We start from the raw sequence: 15,618 nt of genomic DNA, 5'->3' as shown, positions 1-15,618 counted from the left end.
AGCCTACATACCCCCATGCGGAGCGAGCTAGGATGCGAGCCTTTCCAGAGTGCCCTCTTTCCCCACCGCAACCCCCCCCCCCCCCCGCCCCTCCCTCCCCCCCCCCCCCCCCCCACCAGCGGGTACTACGGCAGGACCCGGACGTCGGACGCCTTCGCGTAGACGACCCGGTGATTGTAGGAGAGCTGGACGTACTTCGTGGCGCCGGTCACGAGCGTGTGGTTGGCGGGCACGTTCGCCGGGTCGAAGCGGGCGTAGTAGTTCTCCGCCTGGAACGTGCCGGTCACGACGTAGCTCTGGCCCGCCGGGAGCGTCCAGGGGATCGGCGCGACCGTCCACAGCGAGCTGAACGGGATCTCCGCCGGGTATTCCGGCTGCTCCGGGAAGGCGCGGCCGTACAGCGGCACCGACGTGACGCCGGTGGGCGCGGTCACCCGCTCGGCTCGGGCGGGCACCGCCACGCAGTGGCCCGGGTTGGCGAACCAGGCCTCCTGGCCGCCGTACCAGATGGCGGTCCAGTCACCCTGCTGGCCGGCGAGCGCGTACGTCCGGCCGGCGACGGCCTTGTCGCCCCAGTCGTCGATCGCCGTTGTGCCGGATGAGCCGTCCTGGTGCACCACCGGGTCGGTGACCAGCGGTGAGTTCGCGTCCGGCGCGGTGTGCAGGGGGACGAAGTTCGCGCCGTGGGCGGGCAGCGGCGTGCAGACGCCGGTCTTGTCGCAGCTGGTCATCGCGGGCTGGTTGGTCGTGTAGTCCGGGTTGATCGTGACGGCCTGGCTCGCCGGTCCGCCGGTGGCCCGGATCGGCGCGCCGAGCAGGTCCATGTAGTGCGCCCAGTCCCAGTACGGGCCCGGGTCCCAGTGCGCGGCCGAGAAGTTCAGCGTGCGTTCCCGCGAGACGTCTTCGTGCCCCAGGATGTGCTGGCGGTCCAGCGGGATCTGGTACTTCGCCGCTAGGTAGCGCACCAGGTCCGCGGAAGCGCGGTACATCTGCTCGGTGTACCAGGTGCCGCCCTGCGCGGCGATGCCCTCGTGCTCGATGCCGATCGAGTGCTCGTTCATCGTCCAGTTGGCGGCGTGGTACGCGATGTCCTTGGTCTGCACCATCTGCGTGACCTGGCCGTCGGACGACCGGATGACAGGCCGCCGGGACGAACCGGCAGTCCAGGGGCCGGAGTGTCAGCCGCGTGCGCGGTGGCTGGGACCGTGGCCGCGATCGCCAGCGCGAACGCCGCCGCGACAAGGGTTCTGCCTGTGAAGGTCACGCGTCATGAAACCAGAAACGGGCCCACCGTGGCGCGGATCGGCAAGCTCGTGACCGCGCCGGGCGCGAGCGTCGTCAGCGGGCCGAGGACCTCCAGCTCGACGATCCGCGCCGGCGGGTCGAGGTCGCCGAGCGACGCCAGCGGCTCGGGAAGCGGGTGCTCCAGCCAGATCTCGAGCGGCGAGCCCTCGTCCGGGTACTCACCCGCGGGGTCGACGTCGAACGCGAGCGTCAGCGGCCCGTACGTCACCCAGCCCGCCGTTCCCGGGACGCCCAGCTTGCCGACGACGTCCTGGGGCGGCACGACCAGGCGGTCACCGTCCACTGTGTACTCCGGGGTGCCGGTTCCGGCGACCAGCGCGACGACGTCGGGCCGCCGGAGGCCGGCGGTCACGGTTCCGCCGCCGGGCAGCTGGGTGACGTTCCACAGGGCCCAGCGGACCGGGTGTGGGCTGGTGTTCTCCGCGGACAGCCGCAGCTCGTACCCGTCGTCGAGGATCGTGACGGCGCGGGTCAGCCGCAGGCCGGTTCGCGGGTCCGGTGCGCTGGTCATGGTCACCGTGTCGCCGTCGGCCACGGCGGTGTACGGGCCCGAGTCGAGCACCGGGTCGGGCGGGCCGGGCCACTGGCCGGGGCCGTCCCAGCCCTGCGGGGCGGGCCACGTCTTGTCGCCGCCGTAGTTGACCCAGTCGCCCATCCGGCCGGAGTTGGGGGCGTAGGCGCCGCGCAGGTCGTCGCCGAGCAGGGCCGGGTTCCGCCACAGCAGCTCGCGGCCCTGGTACCGCACCGACAACAGGCGGCCGCCCAGCTCCGGGACCAGGCCGAGCCGCAGGTCGCCGCGCTCCAGCCAGGTCACCATTCGGCGAGACCGCCGTCGTCGTGGCGCCAGACCGGCGAGCGCCACGCGTGGCCGATCTCGTCGGCGCGGCGGACGGCGGCCTCGTCGACCTCGATGCCGAGGCCGGGCCCGAGCGGGCGGGCCGCGTACCCGTCCCGGAACGCGAAGATCGAGGAGTCCACGAGGTACTGGTGCTCCTGGCCCTCGTGGTAATGCATGCCGACGCTCTGCTCCTGGATCAGGAAGTTCGGCGTGGCGAACGCGACCTGCAGGGACGCGGCCAGCGAGATCGGGCCGAGCGGGCAGTGCGGCGCCAGCGACGCGCCGTACATCTCGGCCAGCGCGCCGATGCGCCGCAGCTCGGAGATGCCGCCGGCGTGGGACGGGTCCGGCTGCAGGACGGCGACCCCGGCGTCGAGCACCGGCTTGAACTCCCAGCGCGAGTAGAGCCGCTCGCCGACCGCGACCGGCACGGTGGACGCCTCGACGACCTTGCGCAGCGCGTCGCCTTGGGTCTCCGGGAGGATCGGCTCCTCGACGAACATCGGCTGGACGTCTTCGAGGAGCTTGACCAGGCGGCGGGCCATCGCGGGTGAGACGCGGCCGTGGAAGTCGATCGCGAGGTCGCGGTGCGGGCCGAGCGCCTCACGGGCTTCCCACGCGCGGGCCACCGCCGCCTCGGCCTCGGCGGGGGACGCGATCGCCGTCAGCGGTCCGGCGACGTTCATCTTCACCGCCGTGAACCCGGCCTCGACCTGCGCGGTGACGGCCTCGCGGATGCCGGCCGGGCGGTCGCCGCCGACCCAGCTGTAGACGCGGACGCGGTCGCGGACCGGGCCGCCGAGCAGCTCGTGCACCGGCGCGTTGCGGACCTTGCCGGCGATGTCCCACAGCGCGTGGTCGAAGCCGGACAGCGCGCTGGAGAGCACCGGGCCGCCGCGGTAGAAGCCGCCGCGGCGCAGCACCTGCCAGTGGTCCTCGATGCGCAGCGGGTCCTGGCCGATGAGCAGCTCGGACATCTCGTGCACGGCGGCGCGCACGGTCTCCGCGCGGCCCTCGACCACGGGCTCGCCCCAGCCGCTGATCCCCTCGTCGGTGCTGACCTTGAGGAACAGCCAGCGCGGCGCGACCAGAAACGTTTCAATGCCGGTGATCTTCACCCGTTGTCCCCCATCTACGCGGAATCCTTGGCGGCGGACCAGCCACCGTCGACGGTCAGCTCGGCCCCGGTGACGAACGACGCAGCGTCCGAAAGCAGGAAGGCGATCACGTCCGCGACCTCGGACGGCCGCCCGAGGCGCCCCACCGGCGTCGCGCGGGCGCTGCGTTCGCGGTCCTCCGGCGAGATGCGGTTCCAGGCCTCGGTGAGCACCGGCCCGGGCAGCACGGAGTTGACCCGCACGTCGGGGGCGTACTCCACGGCCAGCTGCCGGGCCAGCGCGACCTGCGCGCCCTTGCTCGCGGCGTACGCGGGGTGGCCCGGCAGGCCGAAGTGCGCGTGCACCGAGGAGACGAGCACGACCGCGCCGCCGCGGGTCCGCAGCGAGGGCAGGCAGGCCTTCAGAGCGAGGTAGGTGCCGGTGAGGTTGACGTCGAGCTGGCGGCGCCACCCGTCGAGGCCGAGCTCGTGCAGTGGCCCGGTGCTGGGCACGTAGGCGTTGCCGACCAGGGCGTCCACCGCACCGATGTCCGCCCAGGTCGCCTCGTCGGCGACGTCGCCCCGGATCGGGACGACGCCGTCGGGGAGTTCGGCGATGTCCACGCCGAGCACGCGGTAGCCGTCGTCGAGCAGCTTCCGGGCCGTTGCCAGCCCGATCCCGGACGCCGCTCCGGTCACCACCGCCGTACGCGTGGACATCGCCTGCTCCTTCGTCAGAACTTCGCTAGGTGGACATGGTCGTCCGGTCCGCGGGCGGCGAACCACAGCGACGCGCCGTCGGACGCGGCGCCGAGGGTTCCCACGATGCTCCCGCTCGGGTACTCCGGCCGCTTGAACCAGCCCTCCCAGGAGCCGGACCAGTCGTTGGCCCACAGCGAGTAGTCGCTCGCGGACGCGGTGAGCGCGACCTTCGCGCCGACGGCGACCAGTGTGGGGCTGCTGCTGACCGTGCCGCCGATGCCCGTCCAGTCCGACCAGGTGTCGCCGGTCTTCGTACGGGCCCAGACGCTGTCGTCCGCCGTGCGGACCGCGACGACCGTGCCGCCGGTGGACGTCGCCGCGCCGGGCCGGCCGTAGATCGACTTGCCACCGGGCGCGCCGAGACCGGACCACTGACCGGCGCTGGTCCGCTGCCAGACCTGGCCGTCGGCGCCGCGCGCGAAGACCGTCCCGTCGGTGGTCACGGACGGCGAGTCGGTGAGCGTGCCGCCGAGCCGCTTCCAGTCGCTCCAGCGCTTCGAGTAGCTCCGCTGGTAGAGGGCGTTGTCGAGCCCGCGGACGTAGACGTCGATGCCGGTGGACGTGGCGACCGCGGCGGGCTGGCCGAGGAACTTGCCGCCGACCTGACGCGGCCCGTCGAGGCCCTTGACCTGCAGGGAGCCGTTCTGGTCGCGGAAGAACGTCACCGTCTTGCCGCCGGTGCGGACGATCGCCGGGCTGGCGGACGCGGTGCCGCCGAGGTCGTCACCCGGGACGAGGTCGGTGCCGTGCAGGCGGAGGAAAGCCGTGCCGTGCGCGGGCACAGTGACGGTGTACGAGCCGGTCGCGGTGCCGCGGTCGGCGCGGGCGCGCAGGTCCCGGACGGACACCCGGCCCTTGAGCCCGGCGTCGGCGAGGTTCAGCGTCATCTGCGTCGGCGCCTCACCGCGGTTGAGCAGCACCACGGCGCGGTCGCCGTCGCGGGAGAGGACCTTGCTGTAGGTGTCGGTGGTGCCGGTCGTCGCGACGCGGACACCCTGGGTGCCGAGGCGGTCCTGGTTGACCCCCACGATCTCCGGGTTCTTCAACGTGCCGATCATCGACGCCGGGAGCGTGCGCGGGTCCGAGCCGATGATCAGCGGGGAGGCCATCTCCGCCCACATGACGAGCTGGGTGGTCGACTCCTCCTCGTTGAGCTCGTAGGTGCCCTGCTCGGTCTTGCGCATCGGGATCAGGTAGTCGGGGTCGTTGTAGTGCCCCGGCCCGTTCGCCTCGGGGTGCGCGGCGTTGGCGTCCATGTTGCGCAGGACGTCCTTCCAGATCCCCTCGTACGGCGTGCCGAACGCGATGTCCGTGCTGGTGCGCCAGGAGTCGGCGACCAGCGGGCCGTAGCTGTAGGCGATGCCGGCGACCTGGTCGGGTCCGTGCGGGGTGCCCCACTCGTCGGTGACCGGGTTGCAGACGTTCAGCACCATCGGCCGGCCCGCCTTGGCGAGGGCCTTGCTGAACTGCGTGAACGCGTCGGCGGGCTTGAGGTCCTGGGCGATGCCGCAGAGGAAGTCGACCTTGACGGCGTCGAACTTCCAGCTCGCGAAGCGCTTGGTGTCCTGCTCGTAGTGGCCGCCGGAGCCGGCCGCGCAGTTCTTGCCGTCGGAGGCGCCCGCGTCGGTGTAGATGCCGGCCTTGAGTCCCTTGCCGTGCAAGTAGTTGACCAAAGTGGACAGTCCGCTGGGGAACTTCGCGCTGTCCGCGAGGAGGTTGCCGTGCGCGTCGCGCGGGTCCGGGGCGGTCCAGCCGCCGTCGATCCAGACGTACCGGTAGCCGGCGTCGCGCAGGCCGCTGGAGACGAGGAAGTCCGCGACGGACTTCACCGACGCCTCGCTGGGCGCGCCGAGGCCGTAGTAGGTGTTCCAGCCCATGTACGGGGTCTTCGCGACCCCGCTGTCGTAGTAGTCGGGCGCGCCTTGGTCCACGGCCGGTGTTGCCTGTGCGGGGATCGCGATGGCGGTGAGCGCGGCTGCCGCCGCCGCTACGACCGCTAGGGATCTCTTGAGCATGTTGCCGGACACCCTTCTCCGATGAAACAGCGTCGAGCCGAGCCGGGAGCAGCATGCCGGGGAGCGCGATCCTCCGTCAAGAATAAATCCTAAATTAAGATTTCACGCGCTATGCTCTCCCCGATGAACACCGAAGTCGTCACTCTCGGCGAGGCGATGCGGCTGCTGCTCGCCGAGCCCGGCGTCGCGCTGCGACGCGCGCACACCTTCACCTCGTCCGTCGCCGGCGCCGAGACGAACGTCGCGGTCGGCCTGGCGCGGCTCGGGCACCGCGTCCGCTGGCTGAGCCGGGTCGGCGACGACCCGTCCGGCGCGCACGTGCTCGCGACCCTGCGTGCGAACGACGTCGACGTCTCGCGCGTCGAGGTTGATCCGGACGCGTACACCGGCTTCCTGATCCGGGACACCGGGACCGTCGAGTACCACCGAAGCGGCTCCGCGGCTTCGCGCCTCTCCGCCGCCTTCGTCCGCGAAGCGGGTCTCGACGGCGCGCGGCTCGTGCACGTCTCCGGCATCACGGCGATGCTGTCGGACGGAGCACGCGAAGCCGTCGAAGCGCTCTTCACGCTCGCACGAGCTTCGGGCGCGTGGGTGTCCTTCGACCCGAACGTCCGGGTGAAGCTCGGCAAGCCGGACCGGTGGCGCGAGACCGTCGGGCCGTTGCTGACCAGGGCGGATCTCGTCTTCGCCGGCGAGGACGAGCTCGAGCTGCTCGGGCAGACGCCGGACGCGCTGCTCGCGGGCCGGGCGCAGACGGTTGTCGTCAAGCAGCGGGACAAGGTCGCGCGGGCCGTGACCGCGGACGGCTCGTGGTCGCAGCCGAGCCTGGTCACGCGGGTCGTCGACCCGGTCGGCGCGGGTGACGCGCTGACGTCCGGATACCTCTCGGCGTGGCTGCGCGGCGCCGAGCCGGCCGAGGCGCTGCGCGCGGGCGCGGCCTGCGCGGCGCTGGTCGTCGGCACGCGGACCGACCTCGAAGGCCTTCCGGACCGCGGGGAACTCACCAAGGCACTGATCGGCACGGAGGTGGACCGATGACCTATCGCTGGGAGATCACGGCGAACGCGCTGCGTCAGGGCGTGGTCGGGATCGTGCGCACGCACGACGCGGAGTCCGCGGTGGAGGCGGCCCGCGCGGCGCTCGAAGCCGGGCTGCGCTCGATCGAGCTGCCGCTGACCAACCCCGGCGCGCTGGACGCGATCTCGGGGCTCACCGCGGCCTATCCGGACGCGACGATCGGGGCCGGCACGGTGCTCGACGAAGCGTCGGCGGTCCTCGCGATCCGCGCGGGCGCGCGGTTCCTCGTGTCACCGTCGGTGGACAGCGCGGTGATCCGCACCGCTCACCGGTACGGCGCGGCGGCCTTCCCGGGCGCCGGTTCGGTGACCGAGATCGTCCACGCGCTGGAAGAAGGCGCCGACGCGGTGAAGGTGTTCCCGGCTTCCGCGCTGAGCCCGTCCTGGGTGAAGGACGTCCGGGCGGCGCTGCCGCAGGCGCCGCTGGTACCCACCGGCGGCATCGCGCCCGAAGACGTGCCACGCTGGCTCTCGGCGGGCGCGGTCGCTTGCGGGATCGGCTCGGCGCTGACCCGCGGCACCACCGCGGAGATCTCCGCCCGGGTCGAGAAGCTGCTGAGGAGCGCGCATGGCTGAGCTGGTCTTCGTCGGGTGCTACACCGGAGAAGCGGGGAACGGCACCGGGATCACGACGTTCTCGCGGTCGGCTTCGGGCGAGCTGACGGAGATCGCCTCGCTGCCGATGGAGTCACCGTCGTGGCTGACGCGGCACCCGTCGCTGCCGGTGCTGTACGCGGCAAACGAGACGGCCACCGGCGCGGTGACGGCGCTCTCCTTCGACGGCTCGGGTGCGCTTTCGGTGCTGGGCACGGCCGAGACGGGCGGCGCGCACCCGTGTCACCTGGCGGTGACCCCGGACGGCCGGTTCCTGCTGTGCGCCAACTACACCGGCGGCAGCCTGGCGGTGTTCTCACTGTCCTCGTCGGGCTCGATCGAGGCGCGGACGGCGCTGGTCCAGCACACCGGCACCGGCCCGGACGCGGACCGTCAGGAGGCGGCGCACGTCCACATGGCGGTCGCCGGCGACGGCATCGTGAGCGCGGTCGACCTGGGCACGGACGAGATCCGCAGCTACACGCTCCGATCCGACGGCTCCCTCGAGCCGCTGGCGGTGTCCTCCCTGCCGCCGGGCACGGGCCCGCGCCAGCTGGTCCGGCGGCCGGGCACCGACCTGGCGTACGTGGTCGGCGAGCTGGCCGGGACGCTCGTGACCGTCCGGGAGACGTCGCCGGGCGCGTTCGAGGTGGTGTCGGTGACGCCGTCGACGCTTTCTTCCGTGACGCCCAACCTGGTGGCCCACCTGGAGCTGACCGAGACGCGCCTGTACGTGTCGAACCGTGGTCCGGACTGCGTGACGGAGTTCGCCCTCGACGACGCGGTGGCCGTGGCGGACCAGCCGTGTGGCGCGAACCCGCGGCACTTCGCCCTGGTGGACGGGACTTGTTACGTGGCGGCCCAGTCGGAGGACGCGGTCACGGCGTTCACGCTGACGGCGTCGGGTGACGCGGAGCTGCGCCGTTTCCCGACGGGCTCGCCGACGTTTGTCCTGCCGGTCTCACTGCCCTGAGCCGCATTCCGCGGGGAAGAGCAGCTCGCCGGCTTCCACGACGGCGCCGAGCACACGCAGGTCGCCGTCCTCCAGGCGGACGGCCACCGGTGCGCCGCCGTGCCGCCCGGCGCTGTGGACGCCGGGCGGAAGCCGGCCGCCCAGGGTGCCGAACGCGACCGTGTCGGCGCCGTCGGCCAGGACCTCCCGGACGTCGAACCGCCAGTGCCGGTCCGCCTCCTTCCGGAGCACGGGCCACCCGGTGAGCGCGGGCCGGCGGGCCCGGACCTGCGCCGCGACCCCGCAGCAGAGGGGAGCCGCGGCGACGCGCGGGTGGTCTTCGGACGGGCGGAGCTCCATGGCGTGTGTCAGCAGGTCCGCGGCGATCACCCGGACGACCGGGTGCCCGTGTTCGACGATGTCCAGCAGGGCCGGCGCCGCGAACACCGCCGCGGGGTAGACCGTGCCGCTGTGCTCGTGGAGGAGCCCGGTGTTGGCCAGCACCGAGCTGGGCGCCGAGGCCTCGAGCACCGACGTGGCCGCCGCCAGGTCGCGCAACGCGGGCCCGACGCTGTCCGGCTCGTACCAGCCGGGTGGTCCGGGAACGGCGTGCCAGTCCACTGCGGACACCACGACCTCCCTCGTACTCAACGTATAGCGCACCCCCGGGCTTGCGGCAAGCCCCCCTGGCTCCAGCAGAATCACCGTCCTGACGAGAAACAGGGGGATTCACCATGCGTGTTCTGCTGTCCACCTACGGGTCGCGCGGGGACGTCGAGCCGTTGGTCGCCTTCGCCGTGCGGTTGCGGGAGCTGGGCGCCGAGGTCACGGTCTGCGCGCCGCCGGACGACGACTTCGTGGCGCGGCTCGCCTCGATCGACGTTCCGCTTGTCGCCGTCGGGCCGTCCGCGAAGGCCTTGACCAAGGCCGCGCCGCCGCCGTCTTCGCTGCCCGAGCGGGCCGCGCAACTGATCGCCGCGCAGTTCGACGTCATGCCCGAGGCTGTCGCGGGCTGCGACGTCGTGGTCGCCACCGGCATGATGCCGACCGCCGCCGGGGCGCTTTCCGTCGCCGAGCTGGCCGGGGTCCGCTCGTTCTACGTCGCCTTCCAGAAGGTCACCCTGCCGTCGCCGCACCACGCGCCGCTGGCCTACCCCGGGCGGCCGCACCCGGCGGGCGTCAGCGACAACCGGGCGTTGTGGGACCTCGACCGCGAGAGCATGAACGTCTTGTTCGGCCCGGGCCTCAACACCAGCCGGACCGCGCACGGGCTGTCCGAAGTGGACGACGTCCGTGAGTACGTCATCGGCAAGCGGCCGTGGCTGGCGACCGATCCGGTCCTCGACCCGTGGCAGCCCACGGCCGACCTCGACGTCGTCCAGACCGGCGCGTGGACCGTCCCCGACGAACGCCCGCTGCCAGACGACCTGGCGGCGTTCCTCGACGCCGGCGAGCCTCCGGTGTACGTCGGTTTCGGGAGCATGCCGATGCACGCCGCCGCGGACGTCGCCGAGGTCGCTGTCGCGGCGGTGCGGGCGCACGGCCGTCGCCTGGTGCTCAAGCGCGGCTGGGCCGGCCTGACGGTGGCCGGTGACGACGTCTTCGCCGTCGACGAGGTCAACCACCAGGCGCTCTTCCCGCGCACCGCCGCCGTCGTGCATCACGGTGGCGCCGGCACCACCACCACGGCGGCGCGCGCCGGCGTGCCGCAGGTCGTGGTCCCGCAGGCCACCGACCAGCCCTACTGGGCGAGCCGTGTCGCGGAGCTGGGCATCGGCGTCGCGCACGACAGTCCGGCGCCGACAACGGAGTCCCTGACGACGGCGCTCGGGACGGCCCTGGCCGCGCGGGCCAAGGCCGCCGAGGTGGCCACCGCGGTCCGCACCGACGGAACCGCGGTGGCCGCGAAGCTGCTACTCGAGCCGGCGTAGGACGACGACGTCGGCGTCGTGCTCCGCCGTCCAGTCGAACGGGAGGCCCGCGTGCTTCAGGTGCGAGCCTGAGCAGCGGGCTCCCGATTCGTCCACATAGGACGATTGGGGAGACACGTCCAGCCGCACCCGCGAGGAGCGGCCCGGGACCAGCGGCGCGCCGGTCAGCGCGCCCGTGCTCCACGCCAGGACGACCACCGTGTCGCCGTCCTCGGACGTGTACTGGGTCGCCGCCGTCGGTTCGGAGGGCCCGTGCAGGACCCGGGCGTCGCCGTGGTGGATGACGTCGCGGATCGACTTGTAGACCGCGATCAGCGACGCCGCCTCGGTGTGCTGCGAGGACGTCCACTGGGACAGGTCCGCGCCGATGCCCAGCACGCCCGCCATGGCCGTGACGAACCGGAAGCGCAGGGACCGCGGGCGCGGGTCGAACACCCCCGGGGAGTCCGTCACCCAGGAGCTCATCAGGTGCGGCGCGTGCATCAGCAGGAAGCCGTCCTGGATGGCGAGGCGATCGAGCGGGCCCGTGTTGTCGCTCGGCCAGACGACGTCGGTGCGCGCGACCGTCGCCAGGTCCGTGCGGCCGCCACCACCGGCGCAGGCCTCGATCGTGACGTGCGGATGACGAGCACGCAGGTGGTCCAGCACCGACAGGTACCCCGCGACGTGCTCGGCGTCCAGGTCCGCAGAGGGGGATCCTGGACGACCACGTTCCGTCGGCGGGCGGTTCATGTCCCACTTGAGATACGAGATCGGGTACGTCGACAGCAGTGAGTCCAAAGTGGACTTGATGAACGAGACGACGTCGGGCAGCCCCAGGTCCAGCAGCAGCTGGTTGCGGATCAACGTCGCCGGGCGGCCGTCGATGCGGTACACCCAGTCCGGGTGCGACGCGTACAGCTGCGACTTCGGGCTCACCGCCTCCGGCTCGACCCACAGCCCGAACTCCAGGCCCAGCTCACGCACCGAGTCGACGAACTCGCCGAACGACTCCTCCGCCGGGGTCCAGTCACCGAGGCCGCCGGTGTCGTCGTCGCGGCCCACGAACCAGCCGTCGTCGACGACGAACAGCTCAACACCGATGTCGGCCGCCCGCTTCGCCAGCTCCAGCTGGTGTGCGCTCCGGACGTCGAAGCCCGTGGCTTCCCACGAGTTGTAGAGCACCGGACGCGGCCGCCGCCAGCGGGAACCCGCCAGCACGCGGTCGTGGTCGTGCCACACCGACGCCAGGCCGGCCAAACCATCCACACTGGACGCCAGCGCGAGCGCGGGTGTCACCAGAGAAGCTCCGGGTTCGAGAAGCACCGGCCCCGGCGAAGGCAACCGGCCCGCTCGGACGCGCGTCAGGCCGGAAGGCTCGACATCGGCCTCGATGGACCACGAACCCGGCCACGCCAAGGAGACGCCGTAAGCGGGACCGCCGACGGCGTCCTGCACCGCCAGCCACGGTACGTGCGCGTGCCCCGGCACGCCGAAGCGGCTCTCCATCCGGAACCCGCCGGCGGCCAGCTCGAGCGACTGCCGGGTGAACTCCTGCGACCACTGACCGGTCAGGTACGTCAGCCGGGCCGCGCCGGACGTGGGAATGCACACGCCCGCCGAGCCGAGGCGGTCGAACTCCAGGACCGACGAGCCCGCGTTCGTGAACTCGACCCAGCGGGTCAGCACGTCCGTCTCGGCCGAGCCGCGGTAGCAGAGCACCGCACGCAGCCCGGTCAGCTCGTCCACAAAGGACAAGCGCAGGTCCGGATCCGTGGACGCGCCGTCGAAGCGCCACCACGAGCCGCCGCGCACCGCGACGTCCGCGCCGGAGAACGGGCGCAGGCCCAGCGGCGCGTACTCGACCGGCGCCGCGTCCGCCTCGGTGATGAAGTGCACCGAGCCCGCGTTCGTGAAGACCGACGGGCCGTCCTCGATCCCGTGGGGGCCCCACGCCACGAGTTCGGCCCAGCGGGACGACGGGTCCAGCGCCACAGTGTACGAAGTGGACTTCATGGTCACTGTCCACGTCACTTGATCGCCCCGATCGCCAGGCCCGAGATGAAGTGCTTCTGGAACCGGAGGAACACGGCGACGGTCGGCACGGCCGCGATGACCGAGCCCGCCGCGATCACGTTCCAGTTGGACACGTACTGGCCCTGCAGGCCGAGCAGCGCCGGTGTCACCGGCATCACCGTGCCGGTGCGCAGCACGGTGATCGACCACAGCAGGTCGTTGAACGTCCAGGTGAAGGCGAGCGCGCCGAGCGCCGCCAGCGCCGGGCGGGTCATCGGCAGGATGATCCGCGCGAAGATCTGGACCACGCCGGCGCCGTCGATCAGCGCCGCCTGCTGGATCTCGTCCGGGATCGACCGCATGAACCCCTGCAGCACAAACGTGTAGAACCCGAGGCCGAAGCCGACCTGCACGATGATCAGCGCCGTCAGCGTGTCGTAGATGCCGAGCAGCTCCGACAGCTTCGCCACCGGCACCAGCAGGATCTGCGGCGGCAGCAGGTTGCCCGACAGCATCACGAGAATGATCGTGCGCCGCAACGGGATCTGGTAGCGGCTCAGCGCGAACGCCGCGGCCGCGCTGAGCAGCAGGGACAGCAGCACGGTCGGGATCGTCACGATCAGGCTGTTGAGCATCGCATGCCCGCCGCCGCCCTCACCCCACGCCTGGCCGAAGCCGTCGAGGGAGAACGACGCCGGCAGCGCGCCGAGGCCGTTCGAGGCGATGTCCGAAAAGGACCGGACGCTCGTGGTGAGCACCAGCGCGATCGGCAGCAGCCACAGCACCGAGAGTCCACCCGCGAGCAGGTGGAAGCCCGCGGTCCGCGTCTTCCTCACGAGTCCTCCCGGAAAGCGCGCACGAGATAGGTCACGATCACGCCGAAGGCCAGCACGAAGATCACCACGGCCAGCGCGGACGCGTACCCGAGCCGCAACGACTGGAACGCCGTCGCGTACATGTACGTGCTGAGCAGCTCGGACGAGTGGTACGGCCCGCCCTTGGTCATCGACCACACGACGTCGAACGAGCGCAGCGAGTCGATGATGATCACCGACAGGACCACGGAGTTGACGCTGCGCAGCTGCGGCCAGGTGACGTTGCGGAACTGCTGCCACGCCGTGGCGCCGTCCAGTTTGGCCGCCTCGTACAGCACCGGGTCGATGCCCTTGAGCCCGGCCAGGTACAGCACCATCACGTACCCGAGCTGCCGCCACAGCGCGGGGACGAGCACCGCGTACAGCGCGGTCTTCGGGTCGGCGAGCCACGAGTGCTGCCAGCTGCCGAGCCCGATCGCGCCGAGCACCTTGTTGACCACGCCGTCCGGCTGGTAGATCACCTGCCAGATCAGCGACGTCGCGACCAGTGAGAACACCACCGGTGTGAACAACGCCGCGCGGTAGAAGCCGACACCACGGCGTTCCTTCTGCAGCAACGTCGCCAGCGCTAGCCCGCCGACGGCCGAGAGGCCGCCGAAGAGCACGATCCAGATCACCGTGTCCAGCGCCGCCGTGCCGAAGATGTCGTCGGAGAACATCTCGGCGAAGTTCCCGAGGCCGACGAACTCGGGTGCGGAGACGCCGTCCCAGTTCGTCAGCGACAGGTAGAACCCCTGCAGCGCCGGCCAGAACACCCAGAACCCCTCGACCACGAGGGGCACCAGGACGAACGCCAGCAGCACCGGTGAGATCCGGCGGCGGCGCTTCGGGGCGCGCGCCGCCGTCTTCGGCCGTTCCGCGGTCAGCACCGCCATCTCAGGACTGCCAGACCTTCTGCGCGGCGGTCTGCCAGTCGGCCAGGATCGAGTCGAGCTCGTTCGGCTTCTGGATGAACCGGATCAGCGCCGCGTCGGCGGTCGGCTGCAGCGCGTCGGAGGAGTCGCGGTTGAAGAACTGCGTGATCTCCTTGGCGTCGGCGAGCAGCTTCCGTCCCTTTTGGACCAACGGCGTGCCGTTGTCCTTGGCGTCCGGGTTGGTCGGCAGGACCGTGCCGGAGGAGTTCTTGATGTAGAGCTCCTGCGCCTCGGCCGTCGCGGCGTACTTGAACCACTCCTTGACCTCGGCGACGTGCGGGGTGCGCGCGCTGGCGAAGAAGCCGTCGGTCGGGCCCTCCTCGGCCACCGGCACCGCCGGGTCGAGGATCGGGAACTGGAAGAAGTCGAGGTCGTCGAGGGCGTCCTTCGGGGCGGCGTCGGCGAAGAAGGTGCCGGTCAGGATCATCCCGGTGCGGCCCTGGAGCAGCACGGTCGTGGCGTCCTGGAACGCGATCGCGGTGCCGTTCGGGTCGGTGTAGGGCAGCGCCTGGCGCCACGGGTCGAAGATCTTCTTGACGCGCGGGTCGTCGAAGCGCTGCTTGCCGGCCAGCAGCTCGCGGTGGAACGGCGCGCCGTTGATCCGGATGTTCAGGTAGTCGAACCAGGCCGACGCGGTCCACGGCGTGGTGCCGCCGGCGCCCATGCCGATCGGCGCGATTCCCTTGGCCTTCAACGTTTCGCAGAGGGCGAGGAACTCGCTCCAGTTGGTCGGCGGCTGCACGCCCCACTTCGCGAAATTCGACTTCCGATAGAAGAAGCCCCACCAGTAGTACGACGTCGGGACGAAGACCTGGTGCCCGGCGCCGTCGCCGGAGAGGGTCCGGAAGGCCGGGCTGTAGTTGCCCATGGTCTGCCAGACGTCGCCGACGTCGAGCAGCAGGCCCTTGCGCGCGTAGCCCGACAGCAGCGAACCCGGGTACCAGGTGAAGGTGTCCGGCGGGTTGGCCGCGGTGAGGTAGCTGGGGAGCTGGGTGCGGAAGGTCTCCGACGCCACGGTGTTCACCGTCGCCGTCGCGCCGCCCTTCTCGCCGAACGCCTTGGCCAGCGCCTCGATCGCCTTCTTCGCTTCGGGCGAAGAGAGGTTCGACTGGACGGTGACCGCGCCGGCGGCCTGCTTCACCGGACCGTTGGACGCGGAAGTGGCGCAGGCGGCGAGGAAGCTGGACGACCCGATCGCGCCCAGCCCGGCGAGGCTCGCGTTGCGCAGGAAACGACGGCGGGACAGGCCTGCACTCGTCATGTCG

14 protein-coding genes are annotated in these 15,618 nt (G+C 71.8%); 4 read left to right on the top strand and 10 right to left on the bottom strand.

Annotated features, from left to right (window positions below; translation table 11 throughout):
* Window positions 1–125: 125 nt before the first annotated feature.
* The 5 genes from ACZ63E_RS02445 to ACZ63E_RS02425 form a co-directional block, all read right to left on the bottom strand.
* On the bottom strand, window positions 126–1,106 hold the full coding sequence (locus tag ACZ63E_RS02445; RefSeq protein WP_465333671.1) for an N-acetylmuramoyl-L-alanine amidase: 981 nt from the start codon (window positions 1,104–1,106) through the stop codon (window positions 126–128).
* Window positions 1,107–1,267: 161 nt separating this feature from the next.
* Entirely contained in the window at window positions 1,268–2,122 is an 855-nt protein-coding gene (locus tag ACZ63E_RS02440) for a DUF4380 domain-containing protein (protein ID WP_465333669.1), read from the bottom strand.
* On the bottom strand, window positions 2,116–3,261 hold the full coding sequence (gene dgoD, locus ACZ63E_RS02435) for a galactonate dehydratase (RefSeq protein ID WP_465312932.1): 1,146 nt from the start codon (window positions 3,259–3,261) through the stop codon (window positions 2,116–2,118). The genes ACZ63E_RS02440 and dgoD overlap by 7 nt, the downstream gene beginning before the upstream one ends.
* A gap of 14 nt (window positions 3,262–3,275) precedes the next feature.
* Window positions 3,276–3,959: an SDR family NAD(P)-dependent oxidoreductase gene (locus tag ACZ63E_RS02430; protein WP_465333668.1), complete on the bottom strand. Its 684-nt coding sequence runs from the start codon at window positions 3,957–3,959 to the stop codon at window positions 3,276–3,278.
* Between the two features lie 14 nt (window positions 3,960–3,973).
* Complete coding sequence (locus ACZ63E_RS02425; RefSeq protein ID WP_465333667.1) at window positions 3,974–6,016, bottom strand: DUF8189 domain-containing protein; 2,043 nt, start codon at window positions 6,014–6,016, stop codon at window positions 3,974–3,976.
* Between the two features lie 123 nt (window positions 6,017–6,139).
* Here ACZ63E_RS02425 and ACZ63E_RS02420 point away from each other — a divergent pair, with 123 nt between their 5' ends.
* Genes ACZ63E_RS02420 through ACZ63E_RS02410 form a run of 3 tightly spaced genes read left to right on the top strand, consistent with a single transcriptional unit; the run spans window position 6,140 to window position 8,659 of the window.
* A complete protein-coding gene (locus tag ACZ63E_RS02420; protein ID WP_465333665.1) occupies window positions 6,140–7,054 on the top strand; it encodes a sugar kinase in 915 nt (304 codons plus the stop codon).
* Entirely contained in the window at window positions 7,051–7,668 is a 618-nt protein-coding gene (locus ACZ63E_RS02415; RefSeq protein ID WP_465333664.1) for a bifunctional 4-hydroxy-2-oxoglutarate aldolase/2-dehydro-3-deoxy-phosphogluconate aldolase, read from the top strand. The genes ACZ63E_RS02420 and ACZ63E_RS02415 overlap by 4 nt, the downstream gene beginning before the upstream one ends.
* A complete protein-coding gene (locus ACZ63E_RS02410) occupies window positions 7,661–8,659 on the top strand; it encodes a lactonase family protein (RefSeq protein ID WP_465333663.1) in 999 nt (332 codons plus the stop codon). The genes ACZ63E_RS02415 and ACZ63E_RS02410 overlap by 8 nt, the downstream gene beginning before the upstream one ends.
* Here ACZ63E_RS02410 and ACZ63E_RS02405 read toward each other — a convergent pair.
* Complete coding sequence (locus tag ACZ63E_RS02405; protein ID WP_465333662.1) at window positions 8,648–9,268, bottom strand: hypothetical protein; 621 nt, start codon at window positions 9,266–9,268, stop codon at window positions 8,648–8,650. The genes ACZ63E_RS02410 and ACZ63E_RS02405 overlap by 12 nt on opposite strands.
* Before the next feature lie 104 nt (window positions 9,269–9,372).
* Here ACZ63E_RS02405 and ACZ63E_RS02400 point away from each other — a divergent pair, with 104 nt between their 5' ends.
* Window positions 9,373–10,569, top strand: coding sequence for a glycosyltransferase (locus ACZ63E_RS02400; RefSeq protein ID WP_465333660.1), 1,197 nt, complete (start codon window positions 9,373–9,375; stop codon window positions 10,567–10,569).
* Here ACZ63E_RS02400 and ACZ63E_RS02395 read toward each other — a convergent pair.
* Genes ACZ63E_RS02395 through ACZ63E_RS02380 form a run of 4 tightly spaced genes read right to left on the bottom strand, consistent with a single transcriptional unit; the run spans window position 10,552 to window position 15,614 of the window.
* Window positions 10,552–12,564 (bottom strand): alpha-galactosidase, encoded by a 2,013-nt coding sequence (locus ACZ63E_RS02395; protein WP_465333658.1) that lies wholly within the window; start codon window positions 12,562–12,564, stop codon window positions 10,552–10,554. The genes ACZ63E_RS02400 and ACZ63E_RS02395 overlap by 18 nt on opposite strands.
* A 14-nt stretch (window positions 12,565–12,578) precedes the next feature.
* Window positions 12,579–13,400, bottom strand: a complete 822-nt coding sequence (locus ACZ63E_RS02390) for a carbohydrate ABC transporter permease (RefSeq protein WP_465312923.1) — start codon at window positions 13,398–13,400, stop codon at window positions 12,579–12,581.
* A complete protein-coding gene (locus ACZ63E_RS02385) occupies window positions 13,397–14,314 on the bottom strand; it encodes a carbohydrate ABC transporter permease (RefSeq protein ID WP_465333656.1) in 918 nt (305 codons plus the stop codon). The genes ACZ63E_RS02390 and ACZ63E_RS02385 overlap by 4 nt, the downstream gene beginning before the upstream one ends.
* A 1-nt stretch (window position 14,315) precedes the next feature.
* Complete coding sequence (locus ACZ63E_RS02380) at window positions 14,316–15,614, bottom strand: ABC transporter substrate-binding protein (RefSeq protein WP_465333654.1); 1,299 nt, start codon at window positions 15,612–15,614, stop codon at window positions 14,316–14,318.
* Between the last annotated feature and the right edge of the window lie 4 nt (window positions 15,615–15,618).

It is taken from the genome of Amycolatopsis sp. NPDC104819, from assembly GCF_055583145.1.
The sequence above is the reverse complement of the archived record's forward strand: the minus strand, read 5'-3'. Positions and strand labels throughout refer to the sequence as shown.